The 15,519-nt window shown below is 66.6% G+C and carries 15 protein-coding genes; 7 read left to right on the plus strand and 8 right to left on the minus strand.

Annotation, left to right across the window (positions count from 1 at the left end; genetic code table 11):
- Positions 1-164: 164 nt before the first annotated feature.
- From VGN82_RS23300 to VGN82_RS23310, 3 genes are all read right to left on the minus strand, one after another.
- The gene (locus tag VGN82_RS23300) at positions 165-1,055 is read right to left on the minus strand and encodes a LysR family transcriptional regulator (RefSeq protein WP_327529462.1); all 891 of its coding nucleotides are present in this window, start codon (positions 1,053-1,055) and stop codon (positions 165-167) included.
- 144 nt (positions 1,056-1,199) lie between these two features.
- Entirely contained in the window at positions 1,200-2,165 is a 966-nt protein-coding gene (gene trxB, locus VGN82_RS23305) for a thioredoxin-disulfide reductase (RefSeq protein ID WP_327529463.1), read from the minus strand.
- Between the two features lie 70 nt (positions 2,166-2,235).
- Positions 2,236-3,225: a mitochondrial fission ELM1 family protein gene (locus VGN82_RS23310; protein ID WP_327529464.1), complete on the minus strand. Its 990-nt coding sequence runs from the start codon at positions 3,223-3,225 to the stop codon at positions 2,236-2,238.
- Positions 3,226-3,329: 104 nt separating this feature from the next.
- Between VGN82_RS23310 and VGN82_RS23315 the strand changes: the two genes are divergently transcribed.
- The gene (locus tag VGN82_RS23315; RefSeq protein ID WP_327529465.1) at positions 3,330-3,794 is read left to right on the plus strand and encodes an Lrp/AsnC family transcriptional regulator; all 465 of its coding nucleotides are present in this window, start codon (positions 3,330-3,332) and stop codon (positions 3,792-3,794) included.
- A 9-nt stretch (positions 3,795-3,803) separates the two neighbouring features.
- On the plus strand, positions 3,804-4,280 hold the full coding sequence (locus VGN82_RS23320; protein ID WP_327529466.1) for a GNAT family N-acetyltransferase: 477 nt from the start codon (positions 3,804-3,806) through the stop codon (positions 4,278-4,280).
- Here VGN82_RS23320 and VGN82_RS23325 read toward each other — a convergent pair.
- On the minus strand, positions 4,265-4,768 hold the full coding sequence (locus VGN82_RS23325; RefSeq protein ID WP_327529467.1) for a hypothetical protein: 504 nt from the start codon (positions 4,766-4,768) through the stop codon (positions 4,265-4,267). The genes VGN82_RS23320 and VGN82_RS23325 overlap by 16 nt on opposite strands.
- Positions 4,769-4,897: 129 nt before the next feature.
- Here VGN82_RS23325 and VGN82_RS23330 point away from each other — a divergent pair, with 129 nt between their 5' ends.
- Positions 4,898-5,500 (plus strand): MarC family protein, encoded by a 603-nt coding sequence (locus VGN82_RS23330; protein WP_327529468.1) that lies wholly within the window; start codon positions 4,898-4,900, stop codon positions 5,498-5,500.
- A 55-nt stretch (positions 5,501-5,555) separates the two neighbouring features.
- On the opposite strand, the gene greA is transcribed toward VGN82_RS23330, so the two are convergent.
- The 3 genes from greA to VGN82_RS23345 form a co-directional block, all read right to left on the minus strand.
- On the minus strand, positions 5,556-6,032 hold the full coding sequence (gene greA / locus VGN82_RS23335; RefSeq protein ID WP_327529469.1) for a transcription elongation factor GreA: 477 nt from the start codon (positions 6,030-6,032) through the stop codon (positions 5,556-5,558).
- Between the two features lie 101 nt (positions 6,033-6,133).
- Positions 6,134-9,496: a carbamoyl-phosphate synthase large subunit gene (gene carB / locus VGN82_RS23340; RefSeq protein WP_327529470.1), complete on the minus strand. Its 3,363-nt coding sequence runs from the start codon at positions 9,494-9,496 to the stop codon at positions 6,134-6,136.
- A 148-nt stretch (positions 9,497-9,644) separates the two neighbouring features.
- Entirely contained in the window at positions 9,645-10,862 is a 1,218-nt protein-coding gene (locus tag VGN82_RS23345; RefSeq protein ID WP_327529471.1) for an MFS transporter, read from the minus strand.
- Between the two features lie 158 nt (positions 10,863-11,020).
- Here VGN82_RS23345 and VGN82_RS23350 point away from each other — a divergent pair, with 158 nt between their 5' ends.
- The 4 genes from VGN82_RS23350 (at position 11,021) to VGN82_RS23365 (ending at position 14,569) form a co-directional block, all read left to right on the plus strand.
- On the plus strand, positions 11,021-11,377 hold the full coding sequence (locus tag VGN82_RS23350) for an ArsR/SmtB family transcription factor (protein ID WP_327529937.1): 357 nt from the start codon (positions 11,021-11,023) through the stop codon (positions 11,375-11,377).
- A gap of 142 nt (positions 11,378-11,519) precedes the next feature.
- Positions 11,520-12,581: a class I SAM-dependent methyltransferase gene (locus VGN82_RS23355; protein ID WP_327529472.1), complete on the plus strand. Its 1,062-nt coding sequence runs from the start codon at positions 11,520-11,522 to the stop codon at positions 12,579-12,581.
- A gap of 338 nt (positions 12,582-12,919) precedes the next feature.
- Positions 12,920-14,095, plus strand: coding sequence for a hypothetical protein (locus VGN82_RS23360; RefSeq protein WP_327529473.1), 1,176 nt, complete (start codon positions 12,920-12,922; stop codon positions 14,093-14,095).
- Between the two features lie 66 nt (positions 14,096-14,161).
- A complete protein-coding gene (locus VGN82_RS23365; RefSeq protein ID WP_327529474.1) occupies positions 14,162-14,569 on the plus strand; it encodes a GtrA family protein in 408 nt (135 codons plus the stop codon).
- Positions 14,570-14,584: 15 nt separating this feature from the next.
- Here VGN82_RS23365 and VGN82_RS23370 read toward each other — a convergent pair whose 3' ends face one another.
- Positions 14,585-15,469, minus strand: a complete 885-nt coding sequence (locus tag VGN82_RS23370; RefSeq protein ID WP_327529475.1) for an Ivy family c-type lysozyme inhibitor — start codon at positions 15,467-15,469, stop codon at positions 14,585-14,587.
- Between the last annotated feature and the right edge of the window lie 50 nt (positions 15,470-15,519).

A 15,519-nucleotide genomic window follows, 5' to 3' on the forward strand; every position in this document is an offset into this window, starting at 1 on the left:
TGCCGACCGGCGAGATCGTTAAGCTTTGCCGCGTTGTGAAGCAGTCCCGGGCCGCTGTTGCCGTCGTATCATGCAAATGAAGGATGCCGCCGGCTGCAAATGCTGCCAGGCGGCATGCCTCGAATCGAATTTTGATTCGTGAGACGGTGGCGTTCGGCCGCCGGTCAGTAGGTCCAGCGCTGCGCCTTCTGGATCAGGAAGTCGCGGAAGACCTGCACGCGGGCGACCGACTTCATCTCTTCCGGATAGACCAGATAGCTCTCGAGCTGCGGCATCTCGGTCTCGCGCATCAGCTGCACGAGCGGGGAGCCCGTCTCGATGAGGTAGTCGGGCAGTACCGCGATGCCGGCGCCTGAATCGACCGCGCGCTTCATCGCCGTGATGTTGTTCACGGTCAGGTGGATCGGCCGCGGATTGCGCTGGTCGCGGCCGAGCGAGCCGAGCCAGTGCACCGCCGTCAGATAGGAAGGCGAAGTACCGCCGAAGGAGAGGATCCGGTGGTTGTCGAGATCCTCATGGGTCTTGGGTTCGCCGAAGCGCTTCACGTAAGCGGGTGACCCGTAGACGTGGAAGTGCACCGTGAAGAGCTTGCGCTGGATCAGGTCCGGCTGCTGCGGCTGGCGCAGGCGGATGGCGATGTCGGCCTCGCGCATCGACAGGTCGAGTTCCTCGTCGGTGAGGATCAGGTCGACCTTGATGTCGGGATAGAGATCGAGGAACTCGGCCAGGCGCGGCGTCAGCCAATGCCCGCCGAGACCGCGAGTGGCGGTGACCTTGAGTTCGCCAGACGGGTGCTCGCGCGTCTCCGACAGCTGTGAGCGCGTCCGTTCGAGGCGCTGCGTCATCTCGCGCGCCGCCCGCCACAGCAGTTCACCCTGCTCGGTCAGGATCAGACCGCGCGTATGGCGATGAAACAGCGGTGCCCGCAATTCGCGCTCCAGCGCGCCGATCTGGCGGCTGACGGCGGATTGACTGAGGCCGAGAACATCGCCAGCTTTGGTGAAGCTGCCGGACTCGGCGACGGTATAAAAAATCCTGATGCGGTCCCAATCCACCGCGTTTCCCCCGTTATGCGTTTGGCGCATGTTGGGGGTTAAAAACGTTGAACGTCAACGTCTGCGTAGCAAGACAGTGTTCTTTTCACACTGAATCTGGTTACGAAAGCGATCAATTTCTGTGATGGATTGCCGCTTTGTACGTTATTCAGCCGCCTTGAGTTGTTCCAGCTCGGTGGCCTGCAACCAGCGCTCTGCATCAAGGGCTGCCATGCAGCCCATGCCGGCAGCAGTCACCGCCTGGCGGTAATGCTCGTCTGTGACGTCGCCTGCGGCGAAGACGCCGGGCACGTTCGTGTTGCTGGTGCCCGGGGTGACGTCGAGATAGCCGGATTCGTTCATGTCGAGCTGGCCGACGAAGAGTTCCGTCGCCGGCTTGTGGCCGATGGCGATGAAGACGCCATCCGTCTTCAGCTCCGTCTCGGCGCCGGATTTGAGGTTGCGCAGGCGCAGATGCGTGACGTTGGGCGGCTGGGTGCCGCCGCAGATCTCCGCGATCTCGCTGTCCCAGACGACCTCGATCTTCGGGTGCTTGAACAGGCGCTCCTGCATCACCTTCTCGGCGCGCAGTCCGTCGCGGCGATGGACCAGCGTGACCTTGCTGGCGAGATTGGCGAGATAGAGCGCCTCCTCGACGGCGGTGTTGCCGCCGCCGACGACCACGACCTCCTTGTTGCGGAAGAAGAAGCCGTCGCAGGTCGCGCAGGCCGAGACGCCGAAGCCCTGGAATGTCTGCTCCGAAGGCAGGCCGAGCCATTTGGCCTGCGCGCCGGTGGCAATGATCAGCGCGTCGCAGGAATAGGTCTCGCCGCCATCGCCCCAGAGCCGGAAGGGGCGCTGCGAGAGGTCGACGCGGGCGATGTGGTCGGAAACCATGCGCGTGCCCATATGCTCGGCCTGGGCGCGCATCTGCTCCATCAGCCACGGACCCTGGATGACGTCGGCGAAGCCGGGATAGTTCTCGACATCGGTCGTGATCATGAGCTGGCCGCCGGCCTGCATGCCTGAGATCAGCACCGGCTCCAGCATGGCGCGGGCGGCATAGATCGCGGCGGTGTAGCCGGCCGGGCCCGAACCGACGATCATCACGCGGGCATGGGTGTGGGCCATGGTCTGGGTTCCTGTTCCTGCGAACTTCGTCACATACGATGCCTCGGCGCCGATGCAAGCGCACGGGCTCTCATGATCGGGTGATTCCGAGCTGCTGCCTGTGCATAAGCCAGCCCTGGCGCACGGCATCGGCGATGGCCTGCGTCGAATCGACCGGCTCGTAGCGGGCGCCCTCCAGTCGTCCCTCGAAGTGGTGGACCGCACCTTCGCTCTTCAGCGCCTCGAGGAACTTCGCCAGCTTGCCATGGCCGCCATGCGGCTCGAAGACGAGAATCGGCACACCCGTCGCGGTGGCCTCGCCGATCATGTTGGTCGAATCGGCGGTGGTGACGACGGCATCGGCATTGGCGAGCAGCGCGACATAGGGGTTTTCGCCCGAGCCGTCCCACCACCAGCCGCCATGGCGGGCAAAGACGGCGCCGACGGCCTTGTCGAGATCGGGCGTGGTGCGGCGCGAGCGCGAGCCCATCAGCGCGACACCAGAGCGCGCCAGCGCGTCGAGGCCCTCGACAAAGCGGGTGATGTCCTGCTGCCGGAAGGTGTGGTGCCGGCTGTCTCCGCCGACCAGCACCGCGGCGCGAGGAGAGGGCAGGGCCGCAATCGGTGCTGGCGGGGCCAGGCGCGCCTGTGCGAGCCGATCCGGCGCGAGCCGATGTGGCGAGGTGGTGGTCACCAGCACGTTTTCGCCGCGCAGCCTGTCATGGCCGGCAACCCAGATCAGGTCGGCGCTGCCTGCGCCGGTGCGGGGATCCTTCAGGATCACCGTGAAGGTGGCGCCGTTGGAAGCCTTCCTGACGGCGCGGACATAGGGGATCGAGCGCCGACCAGACGCGATCAGGATGTCGGGGAAGGGCGGGCGGATCGGGCTGCCGGGGCGATCGGGACTCTCGGCGGGGTCGATCGGACCGCGCGGCATGAGCCAGGCATAGGGCTTGCGCGGCGCGATGCGCCGGATCTCCGGGGTGACGCCCAGCCGCTCGGCGACGCCGAGGCATTGCACCTCGTCTCCGGCCTTGCCGTCGCTCAGGACCCAGACGGTCGGGGTTGGTTCGGCGGGCAAGGCAGGCTCCTTCCGGCGGGCGACGCGGATTTTCGTCGTGGCTCGCGCCTTGTATCGCCCCGACGCTGCGTCTACACCAGCGCGACCTTTCTCCGGGGCCCCTTGTGCGATCCAAACTCGACGATATCGACCTGCGCATCCTGCGCGAACTGCAGGCAGACGGGCGCATCACCAATGTCGAGTTGGCGAGCCGCGTCGGCATCTCGCCGCCGCCCTGCCTGCGTCGGGTGCGGGCGCTCGAAGAGGCCGGGCTGATCACCGGCTACCGGGCCCAGCTCGACGAGAGCAAGCTCGGCTTCGACGTCGTCTGCTTCGCCTTCGTGCATCTGGCGAGCCAGGCCGAGGCTGACCTCGAGGCGTTCCAGACACGCATCCGCGCCTGGCCCGCGGTGCGCGAGTGCTGGACGCTCTCCGGCGACATCGATTTCGTGCTGAAATGCGTCGCGCCCGATCTCAAGGCCTTCCAGGATTTTGTCGGTGAGCTGACGAGCCTGCCCAATGTGCGCAATGTCCGCACCGCGCTGGCGCTCGACCGGGTCAAGGACGAGCCGATCGTCCCGTTCGCCTGAGACGACCGGATGAGCCTCGTCCTGCGCCTCGCCGGTCCGGACGACCTGCCGGCCATGCTGTCACTCTACACGCAGTTGAGCCCCGGCGATGATCTGCCCAGCCCCGCCGAAGCGGAGGCGACCTGGCGACGCATCCTCGACAGCGACATGATGTCCGTCCATGCCGGAGTTTGTGACGGTGAACTGGTCGCGACATGCGTGCTTGTCGTGGTGCCGAACCTGACCCGGAGCCAGAGGCCGTTCGCGATGATCGAGAATGTCGTGAGCGACGCGCGCTTCCGTGGGCGCGGCTTCGGCAAGCGCGTCGTCAAGGCCGCCATCGATCACGCCTGGGCGGCGGGATGCTACAAGGTGATGCTGATGACCGGCCGCTCGGACCCGGCCGTGCTCGGCTTCTACCGGGCCTGTGGCTTCGTCAGCGACAAGACCGCCTTTCAGATCAGGCGCCCGCCAGGGCAACAGGGCCGCGCTCAGGCGCCGAGATAGCGCTTGATCCAGGCTACGTTGTTCTCGATCAGGGCCACCACCCGGCGCTGGTCGACATCGGGCAGGTACCAGGCGCCGCCGGAGCTCGGATCGATCACCGACAGCACGGGAAATGTCTGAAGCACTTCGCCGCGCGGGCCGAGGACCGTGATGTCACTGTCGAAATTGTCGCTGCTGCCACCGCCGCCCTTCGGCTTGCTGCCGCCGCTGCCGCCGGCATACATCGTCAGCCAGACACCCTTGACCGTGACATGCAGGGTGGTGCCGGCGCCACGCTGGTAGAGCGGCCCCAGCGCCGCGGCGAGCTGGCGCTCCATGGCGATGCGGATGCGCTCGGCGTTCTCGCCCCAGCCCTGCTGGGCGATGCGGGAGGTATCGACGCGGATCTTTCCGATCGCACGCACCTGCGCATTGGCGGCGGAGAGCGGAGCGAGGGCGAAGGCTGCGCCCATCAATCCGAGCGAGAGGAGGTTTCGACGCGTTGTCATCGGTTTTCTCCAGCGATGATGCGGAAGATGTAATCCTTGCGCGACGATTGTCCAAGGCGCCGATTCGCCGGATTGGGTTGGGGCTATAGGCGTGCTTAATGCGCGCCGGAAGAGGGGGAAGTCGCGCAGATGTTCACGGAAATCGTCAAGCTCTGGGTCGTGATCGATCCGATCGGCACGCTGCCGGTCTTTCTTGCCGTCACGGCCGGCTTGAGTGCGGCAGCGGCGCGGGCCGTGGCCATCCGCGGAACGCTCGTCGCCTTCGGCGTGCTGGTGTTCTTCGTCGTCGGTGGGCAGGTGCTGCTGACGGCGATGGAGATCGCGCTGACCTCGTTCGAGATCGCCGGCAACATCGTGCTCTTCCTGTTCGCGCTGACGATGATCTTTGGCGAGTCGAAGCTGGAGGAGGACGAGAAGCTGTTGCGGACCTCCGATCTGGAGCGGGCCGTCTATCCCCTGGCGATCCCCAGCATCGCCAGCCCCGGCGCCATGCTGACCGTCATGACGGTGACGGACAATTCCCGCTTCAGCCTGCGCGAACAGGCGGAGACGGTGCTCCAGGTCGCGGGCATCCTGGCGATCACCCTGGTCCTGATGCTCGGAGCCTCCCGCATCATCGCGCTGATCGGCAATGCCGGCGCCAGCGTCATCAGCCGGGTGATGGGGTTGATCCTGGCGAGCGTCGCGGTCGACGGCATCGTCAAGGCGCTTCGTACGGTGATCGTGGGGTAGGGATTTCGCCTGCATCCGTCATGGTCGGGACAGGCCCGACCATGGCGCTCGCCGATCAGCGGAAGACGATGCTGACGACCTCGTAGGACTTGCCGCCGCCCGGCGTGCTGACCTGCACGGAGTCGCCGACCTTCTTGCCGATCAGGGCGCGCGCGATCGGGGAGCCGATCGAGACCTTGCCGGACTTCACGTCCGATTCGGGTTCGCCGACGATCTGGTAGCTCTTCTCTTCCTCGGTATCGTCGTCGATCAGCTTGACCGTCGCGCCGAACTTGATCGTGTCGCCGCCGGCGAGCTTGGCAATGTCGATGATGTCGGCCCGGCCGATCAGCGATTCAAGCTCCTGGATGCGGCCCTCGTTGAGCGACTGGGCTTCCTTCGCCGCGTGATACTCGGCGTTCTCCGAGAGGTCGCCGAGGGCGCGTGCCTCGGAAATCGCCTGGATGATGCGCTGACGCTGCACCTGCTGGCGATCCTTGAGCTCGGCCTCCAGGGCAGCGAAGCCACCGGCGGTCATCGGAACCTTTTCCATCGTCTCGTCCCATTATCCGAAAGCGGGGACCCGCCAGCAGCTGTTTTGCCGCCGGCGCCCCGCTTCCTGTCATTTGTAGAACTTCGCCGGCCCGCCGATTTTCAGGCTGCGCGCACGAAGTAGGATTGCAGCGACCGTACCTCGAGATCGCCGCTGCAATAGGCCTTGATGCCTTCCGCCGCCGCGATCGCTCCGGCCAAGGTGGTATAATAGGGCACCTTGTGCAAGAGGGCCGTCCGGCGCAACGAACGGGAATCTGCCAGCGCCTGCGGGCCGTCCGTGGTGTTGAAGACGAGCTGGATCTCGCCGTTCTTGATGGCGTCGACGACGTGCGGGCGGCCTTCCAGGACCTTGTTGATCTTGGTGGCGGGAATGCCTTCGTCCTGGAGCAGGCGCAGCGTTCCGCCGGTCGCGAGCACGCGGAAGCCGAGATCGGCGAGCATGCGGACGCTCTCGACGATGCGCGGCTTGTCCTCGTCACGGACCGAGACGAAGACCGTGCCCTTCACCGGAACCTTGGAACCGGCGCCCAGCTGGCTCTTGGCGAAGGCGATGTCGAAGGAGCGGTCGAGGCCGATGACCTCGCCGGTCGAGCGCATCTCCGGGCCGAGCAGCACGTCGACGCCGGGGAAGCGCGCGAAGGGGAAGACCGCCTCCTTGACGCCGACATGACCGAGCGCTGCCGGCTTCAGGCCGAAGCTCGCCAGGCTCTCGCCGGCCATGATCCGGGCTGCGATCTTGGCGATCGGCTGGCCGATGACCTTGGCGACGAAGGGCACCGTGCGCGAGGCGCGCGGATTGACTTCCAGGACATAGATCTCGCCGTCCTTGATCGCGTACTGGACGTTCATCAGCCCGCCGACATCGAGCGCCAGCGCCATCGCCTTGGTCTGGCGCTCCAGCTCGGCGATGGTCGCCAGCGAGAGCGAGCGCGGCGGCAGCGAGCAGGCCGAGTCGCCCGAATGGATGCCGGCCTCCTCGATATGCTCCATGATGCCGGCGATGAAGGCGTCCTTGCCGTCGGCAAGGCAGTCGACATCGACCTCGATCGCGTCCGACAGATAGCGGTCGAACAGCAGCGGGTTCTTGCCGAGAACCGTGTTGATCTGACCGGTCTTGTCGTTCGGGTACTTGGCCTTGACCTCGGAGGGGATCAGCGAGGGCAGGGTGCCGAGCAGGTAATCCTCGAACATCGCCTCGTCGCGGATGATCGCCATGGCGCGGCCGCCGAGCACATAGGAAGGCCGCACGACGAAGGGCAGGCCGAGCTCGGCCGCGATCATGCGCGACTGCTCGACGGAATAGGCGATGCCGTTCTTGGGCTGCTTGAGCTGCAGCTTGTCGAGCAGGCGCTTGAAGCGGTCGCGGTCCTCGGCGAGGTCGATCGCGTCCGGCGAAGTGCCGAGGATCGGGATACCGGCCTGCTCCAGGGCGTTGGCGAGCTTCAGCGGCGTCTGGCCGCCGAACTGGACGATGACGCCGTGCAGCGTGCCCTTCTGCTTCTCGGTCTCGAGGATCTCAAGCACGTCCTCGGCGGTCAGCGGCTCGAAATAGAGCCGGTCCGAGGTGTCGTAGTCGGTCGAGACAGTCTCCGGGTTGCAGTTGACCATGATGGTCTCGTAGCCGGCGTCGCGGAGCGCGTAGCAGGCGTGGCAGCAGCAGTAGTCGAACTCGATGCCCTGGCCGATGCGGTTCGGGCCGCCGCCGAGGATGACGACCTTCTTGCGGTCGGACGGGTTGGCCTCGTCGGCCGCCTTGCCGGCGAAGGGCATGGCGTAGGTCGAGTACATGTAGGCCGTCGGCGAGGCGAACTCGGCGGCGCAGGTGTCGATGCGCTTGAACACCGGGCGGACGTCGAGCGAGCGCCGCAGCGCCTTGACCTCGGCCTCGGTCTTTCCGGCGACGGCGGCGAGGCGCTTGTCGGAGAAGCCCATCGCCTTGACCTGGCGGAAGGCGCCCGGCGTCTGCGGCAGGCCGAACTTGCGGACCTTCTCCTCGGTGTCGACGATCTGGCGCATCTGCTCGAGGAACCAGGGGTCGATCTTGCAGCTCTCATGGATCTGCTCGTCGGTGAAGCCGAAGCGCATCGCCTGAGCGACCTGGAGGATGCGGTCCGGCGTCGGCGTCGAGAGCGCGGCCTTGATCGCGTTCTTGTCGTCACCCTTGCCCATGCCCTCGACCTCGATCTCGTCGAGGCCGTCGAGCCCGGTTTCCAGCGAGCGCAGCACCTTCTGCAAGCTCTCCTGGAAGGTGCGGCCGATCGCCATCGCCTCGCCGACCGACTTCATCGCTGTGGTCAGGGTCGGCTCGGCGCCCGGGAACTTCTCGAAGGCGAAGCGCGGGATCTTGGTGACGACATAGTCGATCGTCGGCTCGAAGGAGGCCGGGGTTGCACCGCCGGTGATGTCGTTCTCGATCTCGTCGAGCGTGTAGCCGATGGCGAGGCGCGCCGCGACCTTGGCGATCGGGAAACCGGTCGCCTTCGAGGCGAGAGCCGACGAGCGCGAGACGCGCGGGTTCATCTCGATGACGATCATCCGGCCGGTCTCGGGGTCGACCGCGAACTGGACGTTCGAGCCGCCGGTTTCGACGCCGATCTCGCGCAGCACCGCCAGCGAGGCGTCGCGCATGATCTGGTATTCCTTGTCGGTCAGCGTCAGCGCCGGGGCGACGGTGATCGAATCGCCGGTGTGGACGCCCATCGGATCGATGTTCTCGATCGAGCAGACGATGATGCAGTTGTCCTTTTTGTCGCGGACCACCTCCATCTCGTATTCCTTCCAGCCGAGCACGCTCTCCTCGATGAGGATCTCGCTGGTCGGGGAGGCGTCGAAGCCGCGCTCGCAGATCTCGATGAACTCGCCCTTGTTGTAGGCGATGCCGCCACCGGTGCCGCCCATGGTGAAGGACGGGCGGATGATCGCCGGCAGGCCGATATCGTCCAGCGCCTCGAGCGCCTGGCCGAGATTCTTGACGTGGTGCGAGCGGGGCGTCGAAAGGCCGATCTTGGTCATCGCCTCGCGGAAGAGCTCGCGGTCCTCGGCCTTGTCGATGGCCTCGGCGGTGGCGCCGATCATCTCGACGTCGAACTTCTCGAGCACGCTGATCTTCTTGCCGTTCGCGTCGGTCAGGCTCTTCTTGTTGAGCGAGAGCGCGCAGTTGAGCGCGGTCTGGCCGCCCATGGTCGGCAGCAGGGCGAAGCCGCCGGGCAGGACGTTGCGCTCCTTCTCGATGATCTTGGCGACGATCTCGGGCGTGATCGGCTCGACATAAGTCGCATCGGCCAGGTCCGGATCGGTCATGATCGTGGCCGGGTTCGAGTTGACCAGCACGATGCGATAACCCTCGGCCTTCAGGGTCTTGCAGGCCTGGGTGCCGGAATAATCGAATTCGCAGGCCTGGCCGATGATGATGGGGCCCGCGCCGATGATCAGGATGGTTTTGATGTCTGTGCGCTTGGGCATGGGGCTCGGCTCTGTCTCGGGCAAGGGCGCGCACCACCTGCCGTCCGATCATGCGAGCGGGCCGGTGCGAGCGCCTGAAATGAATGCTAGGCGCTCGCTATAGAGGGGAGCAGCGGCCGGGGAAAGCTAAAACCGCTCGCCACCGATCTCAGCGCACAGGCTGCGCGGTCTGTTCCATCGGCTCGATCTCCAACGCACGACGGGCGGGCTGCCGGCGCCGGCGCATGGCGATGACGAGGACGGCGAGCGCGGCGATCTCGCAGGCGGCGCCGACAAAGCCCAGCGGCCAGGTGCCGCCATTGCGCAAGGTCTGCTGGCCCAGCGCCGCGCCGGCGGCGATGCCGAGATAGAGCGCGGAGGCGTTGAGCGAGAGCGCCACGACCGTCGCGTCGGGGGCCATCGCGGCGAGCCTCGACATCTGCGAGGGGTGGCCGGCCCAACCCGCTCCGCTCCAGACCAGCATCACGACGGGGATGACGAAGATCGCGGTCGCGGGCGGCAGCGTGACGGCAGCGAGCGAAGCGCCGAAGAGCGCGAGCGCCAGCACGCTCAGCACGACGACGAGGGTCCGTTCCGGACCGAAACGGTCGCTGGCGACGCCGCCGATCTGGTTGCCGAGCGCCGAGCCGATGCCGGAGATGACCAGCGCCGCCCCCAGCCAGGGGCCGGCGATGCCGGCATGGGCGGCCAGGAAGGGCGCGATATAGGTGTAGAGCGTGAACGCGCCGGTGGTCCAAAGCATGGTCGTGGCGAGTGCCAGCAGGATGTCGCCTCGGCGGGCGACGGCCAGCCGCTCGCGCAGCGAGTTGGTGCCGCGCGGCAGGCCGGACGGCAGCTTCGCCAGCAGGCCGGCCAGCGCGAGCGCACTGAACAGCGCGACCAGCAGGAAGGCGAGGTGCCAGCCGCCGAAGCCGACCACTGCCGTCCCAAAGGGCACGCCGAGAATCAGTGCGACCGTCATGCCGCCGGTGACCAGCGCGATCGCCCGGCCGCGCCGCTCGGGCGGGACCAGCGCGACCGCGACCGCATTGGCGGCCGGCATATAGACGCCGGCTGCCAATGCCATGACGACGCGGGCCGCCATGACCAGCGTGAAGTCGTTCGCCAGGGCGGCGCCGAGATTGGCGAGGCCGAAGACCGCCATCGCGCCGGCCAGCACGGTCTTCCGGTCGATGTTGCCGAAGACCGTCGAGAGCACGGGCGAGCCGACCGCATAGGCCAGGGCGAAGATCGTGATCAGCAGGCCCGCCATGTCGATCGAGACCCGCAGGCCCGTCGAGATGGCGGGCAGGATGCCGGTTATGATCAGCGTGCCCGTGCCGATGGCGAAGGCGCCGCCGGCAAGCCAGAGGAGACGGGTATCCATGGCAATGTCCTTGCTTCCCGGGCGAAGGCGCGGGTCGGGCGGCGCCTCGATTAATTTCAATGATCGTTGAATTTAGGGCGAGGCGCCTTTCCGTCAAGGCTAATTTCAATGAATGTTGAATATTGTCAGGAGCGCGGCGATCTCCTATCTGGTTGCGGATGAAACCGGTCTTCCACCCCGATATGGATGCCGTCGAGCCGGCCGCGGTCTTTGCTGCGCTGGCTGATCCGATCAGGCTGGGCATCGTCGTGGCGCTGGCCGATGGCGCCGAGGTCGAGGCCCGTTGCGGCAGCTTCAACGAGCTCGCCTCGCCGTCGCTGCTGACCTACCACTTCACCAAGCTGCGCGAGGCCGGTGTGACGCGGGCGCGGGTCGAGGGGACGTCGCGCCTGATCAGCCTGCGCCGCGAAGAGTTCGACCGTCGCTTTCCCGGCCTGCTCGACAGCGTGATCGAGGCGGCGCGACGTGATCCGAACCTGCCGCGCATTCCCGACGGCCAGCTCTGCCGGGCCTGAGAGGGCCTCCCGGACCACCGGCACGGGGTCCGACTTCGCTGCTTTGACGCGCTTACCCTAGGGTATACCCTCGGACTCTTCGCGATGGTGTCGAGCCGGATCGCGTCAGGCCGGCCGCGCCCCGAACCCGAGGAGCATGGCCATGCGCGCAGCAGACCCTCAAAAACTCAATGCACTGGTCGGGCGTCTCGTCGGAGATATCGGGGTTGCAATCACGGGGGCGCTGGTCGTCCTCGGAGACCAGCTCGGCCTCTACAAGGCGATGGCCGACGGCAAGCCGGTGACGTCTCAGGAACTCGCTGCGAAGACCGGGTTCAGGGAGCGCTATATCCGCGAATGGCTCTCGGGGCAGGCTGCGGCCGGGTATATCGATTACGATGCCGAGACCGACCGGTTCAGCCTCTCGCCCGAGCAGGCGCTGGCCTTCGCTGAGGAAGACAGCCCGGCCTTCTTTGCTGGCGCCTTCGAGATCGTCCAGTCGATGTGGGTCGACGAGCCAAAGGTCGAGACCGCGTTCCGCAGCGGGGCGGGGCTCGGCTGGCACGAGCACAGCAAATGCCTGTTCCGCGGCACCGAGCGCTTCTTCCGGCCCGGTTACAACGCCAACCTGACGGAGAACTGGATCCCGGCGCTGGATGGGGTCGAGGCCAAGCTCAAGGAGGGCGCGACAGTCGCCGATGTCGGTTGCGGGCATGGCGCATCGACCATCCTGATGGCGAAGGCCTATCCGAAGGCCCGCTTCTTCGGCTTCGACTATCACGGCGCCTCTATCGAACGGGCGCGCGAGGAGGCGCAGAAGGCCGGCGTGGGCGACCGCATCGTCTTCGAGCGCGCCTCCGCCAAGGACTTCCCGGCGAAGCAATACGACCTCGTCGCGATGTTCGACTGTCTGCACGATATGGGCGACCCCGTCGGTGCCGGCCGCCATGTCCGGGCGACGCTCGGCAAGGACGGCATCTGGATGATCGTCGAGCCTTTCGCGCATGACAGCCTGAAGGACAATCTCAATCCGGTCGGGCGGATCTTCTACGGGGCGTCGACGATGATCTGCACGCCGGCCTCGCAATCGCAGGAGGTCGGGCTGTGTCTCGGCGCCCAGGCCGGCGAAATGCGACTGCGCAAGGTCGCGCACGACGCGGGTTTCTCGCATTTCCGGCGGGCGACCGAGACGCCGTTCAACATGGTCTTCGAGGCGCGGGCCTGAGCCGGCGGCGACCGATCAATCCGGGGCGTGGAGTGACGGCCGGTCGCGCGGTGCACTGAAGTGCCGTCACTGGGGCATCTGCGCTCTGTCCACAGCGCGGGAGAAACTAGGGGGTTGAGCAATCGGAAAGAAGGTAATGTTATATCATTTCTCTTCTCATCCCGTCGCGGGGCCTTCCAGTGCCATCAATCCTTCCTCAAGCCACCGGCTTCTGCCTCGCCGGTTGCCTCCTCGCTGCCACCGCTCTTGCGCATGATCACGCACCGCTCCGAGGGCGGCTCGTCTTTGCGGACCATGAAAAGCCGCTGATCCGTATCCTCGACCTGGACAGTGGCGAGGTGACGCACAGCTTCCCCGTGCCGAAGCCCAACCCTGGTTTCGCCGGGGTCTCGGGCGGGCGCTATGTCGTCGTGAAGACCGGAGACGAAGCCGGCACGCTGCGCATTCTCGACACCGGGCTCATCGCGGAATCGCACGGCGACCATGTCGATCTCGCCAAGGCAGAGCCAAAGCTCATCGACTTCCAGACGACGGGGGACAGGCCGGCGCATGTCGTGTCGGGGCAGGGGCAGCTTGCGCTGTTTTACGACGGCCTGCGCCCCTGGGAGGGCAAGAGCGAGCCCAGGGCCGTCATGGTCGCGATCGACAGCCTGGCCACGCCCACGCCTCAGAGTACCGTCTGGTCGAGCCCGGCGCCGCAGCACGGCATCGCGGTGCCGCTGAGCGCGCGGCAATGGCTGATCTCGGTGCCCAACCCGGCCTACGCCAAGGGGGACGACCGCAGCGCCTCGTCGCGGCCAAATGGCTTCGAGGTCCTGGAGCGGGGCAAGCCGTCGCAGAAGGCGGACGGCTGGAGGCGGCTGGCCAGCTTCAACGACCCGGCGCGGGCGGATGCTTCCTGCAAGCTCTATCACGGCTATGCGCCGGCGCGCGGCGGGCGGCATGTCTTCGGTTGCGCCGAGGGTGAGGGCGGCGGGCTGCTCGTGCTGTCCGCAACGGGCAAGGGGAAGACGGCTGGGTGGAGCGCGCGCAAACTCGCCTATCCCGACGAGCGCCGCGTCAGCGCGCTCAGGTCGCGCGAGGGCGGACGCCATCTCGTCGGGAATTACGGGCTGAAGGCACCTTACGACGCGTTGCTTCGGATCGATCCTGAGGCCAGGTCGCTTGTGGCCGAAGATGTGCTGCCGGTACCAGGCGGGCAGGCGGCATGCCAGTTCGAGCTGAGTGGCAATGGTGACAGGCTCGCCAACCTGACGCCGGACGGCAAGCTGAGGATCTACGCGGTCGCTCCTGCCTGGAAGGAGCTCGCCTCGTTCGACGCGGTGCCCGCCTTCGACTGTGCCTATGGCGCGAAGACGCCGACACCAGGCCTTGCCGTGACCGGCAACGGCGCCTTCGTCAGCGACCCGACGAACGGGCGCATCCGCGAATACCATCTCGACACGCTGAAGCAGGGGCTCGACCTGCCGGTCGGCGGCGTGCCAGCCAATCTCGCGGGCAGCGACGCCGGCTGAGTCTGAGCACGGTGCGGGGCGAAAAAATCCGTTCGCCCCGCGCTTTCGATGATCTAGGAATCGCGGATGGAGTTTCGCCGCCATTCCCGTCAGGCTCGCCAGCTTGCTGCCTTCGTTCTCGCCGGCGGCATCACTGCCGTCGCGCATTACGCCGTGCTGATCGGGCTGGTCGAGCTTGCCAAGGCCGATCCGGTTCCGGCGACGCTGGCAGGGTTCGGGGTGGGCTCGATCGTGTCCTACACGCTCAACCGCAGGATGACATTCGAGGCGACCCGCAGTCATGGCCAGGCGACCTGGCGCTTCGCACTCATAGCGGCCGGGGGCTTCGTGCTGACCGGCATCCTGATGCATCTGTTCGTGACGCGGGCGGGTCTGCCCTATCTCCCGATGCAGCTCGTCACCACCTGCATCGTGATGGTGTTCTCGTTCCTGGGGCACAAGTTCTTCTCGTTCGCGGATCGGCCTGCCGGCTGAGGGTGCCGCTGGCGTTCAGCGCGCGTACCAGTCCTGCGGGTTGATGCCCTTGCGGGCCATGCCCGGCGGCAGAGCGACCGCGATCGGCTTATGGGATTTGCAGGCGGCATCGAGGCCGCAGGTGACGAATTCCGAGTAATAGGCGCGCTGGCCGGGCGCATCCTTCGTCTGCGCGAAGATGTGGTACTCGCCCGGGGGCAACGACAGGACATAGCGCGTGCGGTTGCGCTGGTTGATCTTCCGGGACGTGCAGGTCAGGCGTTTGGTGCCGATCTCCTCGCCGCAGATTTGCATGTCGGCTGGGATGTAGTCGCTCGGATAGGAGAGTTCGCCCTCGACGGAGCCGTTCGGGCCGGAAGGTGCCGGCGTTGCGGCCGCCTCCTGAACCGGCGAGGGCGACAGGGTCAGCGTCGGTGCGCCGGCTCCTGCAGAGCTTGCGGCCGGGGATGTCGGGGCGGCCGGGGTTGCCGGCAGCGATGCGCGGGAGAGATTTCCGGCCAGAGCGGCGCGCAGCAGGGCCTGCGTATTGGCGTCCGGACGCCCGAAGAAGCGCTCGCGTGTCGGCCAGGCCGCCTTCTGCATCGCGGAAACCGTTTGGCCGGTCTGGTCGATCAGCACGACCAGCTTGTTGTCGCCGCAGTTGTGCGGCTGGCAGAGTTCGGCGACCGTCCATTCCCTGCCGCCGGCATCACGCTGCTTCTGCGGCGACGAGGCGACGCCGCCGAGGCGCGGGATCCAGGAATCCTCGCGGGCGAAGCGTTCACCCTTGAGGGCCTCGGTCCAGGCCGCCTTGATCCAGGCTTCCTTGAGCAGGTCCTGCGGATGCTCCTGCGCGGCCGCGGGGGCTGCGGCCAGCAGCGAGACCATGATCGCGGTTGCTGCGGATCGCCAAGCCTTCATCACCCTTGTCTCCCACCGGTTTCAACCTTCCCCTAGGGTAAGTATCGATG

It is taken from the genome of Allobosea sp. (genome assembly GCF_035999205.1).
In the GTDB taxonomy this organism is placed as follows: Bacteria; Pseudomonadota; Alphaproteobacteria; order Rhizobiales; family Beijerinckiaceae; genus Allobosea.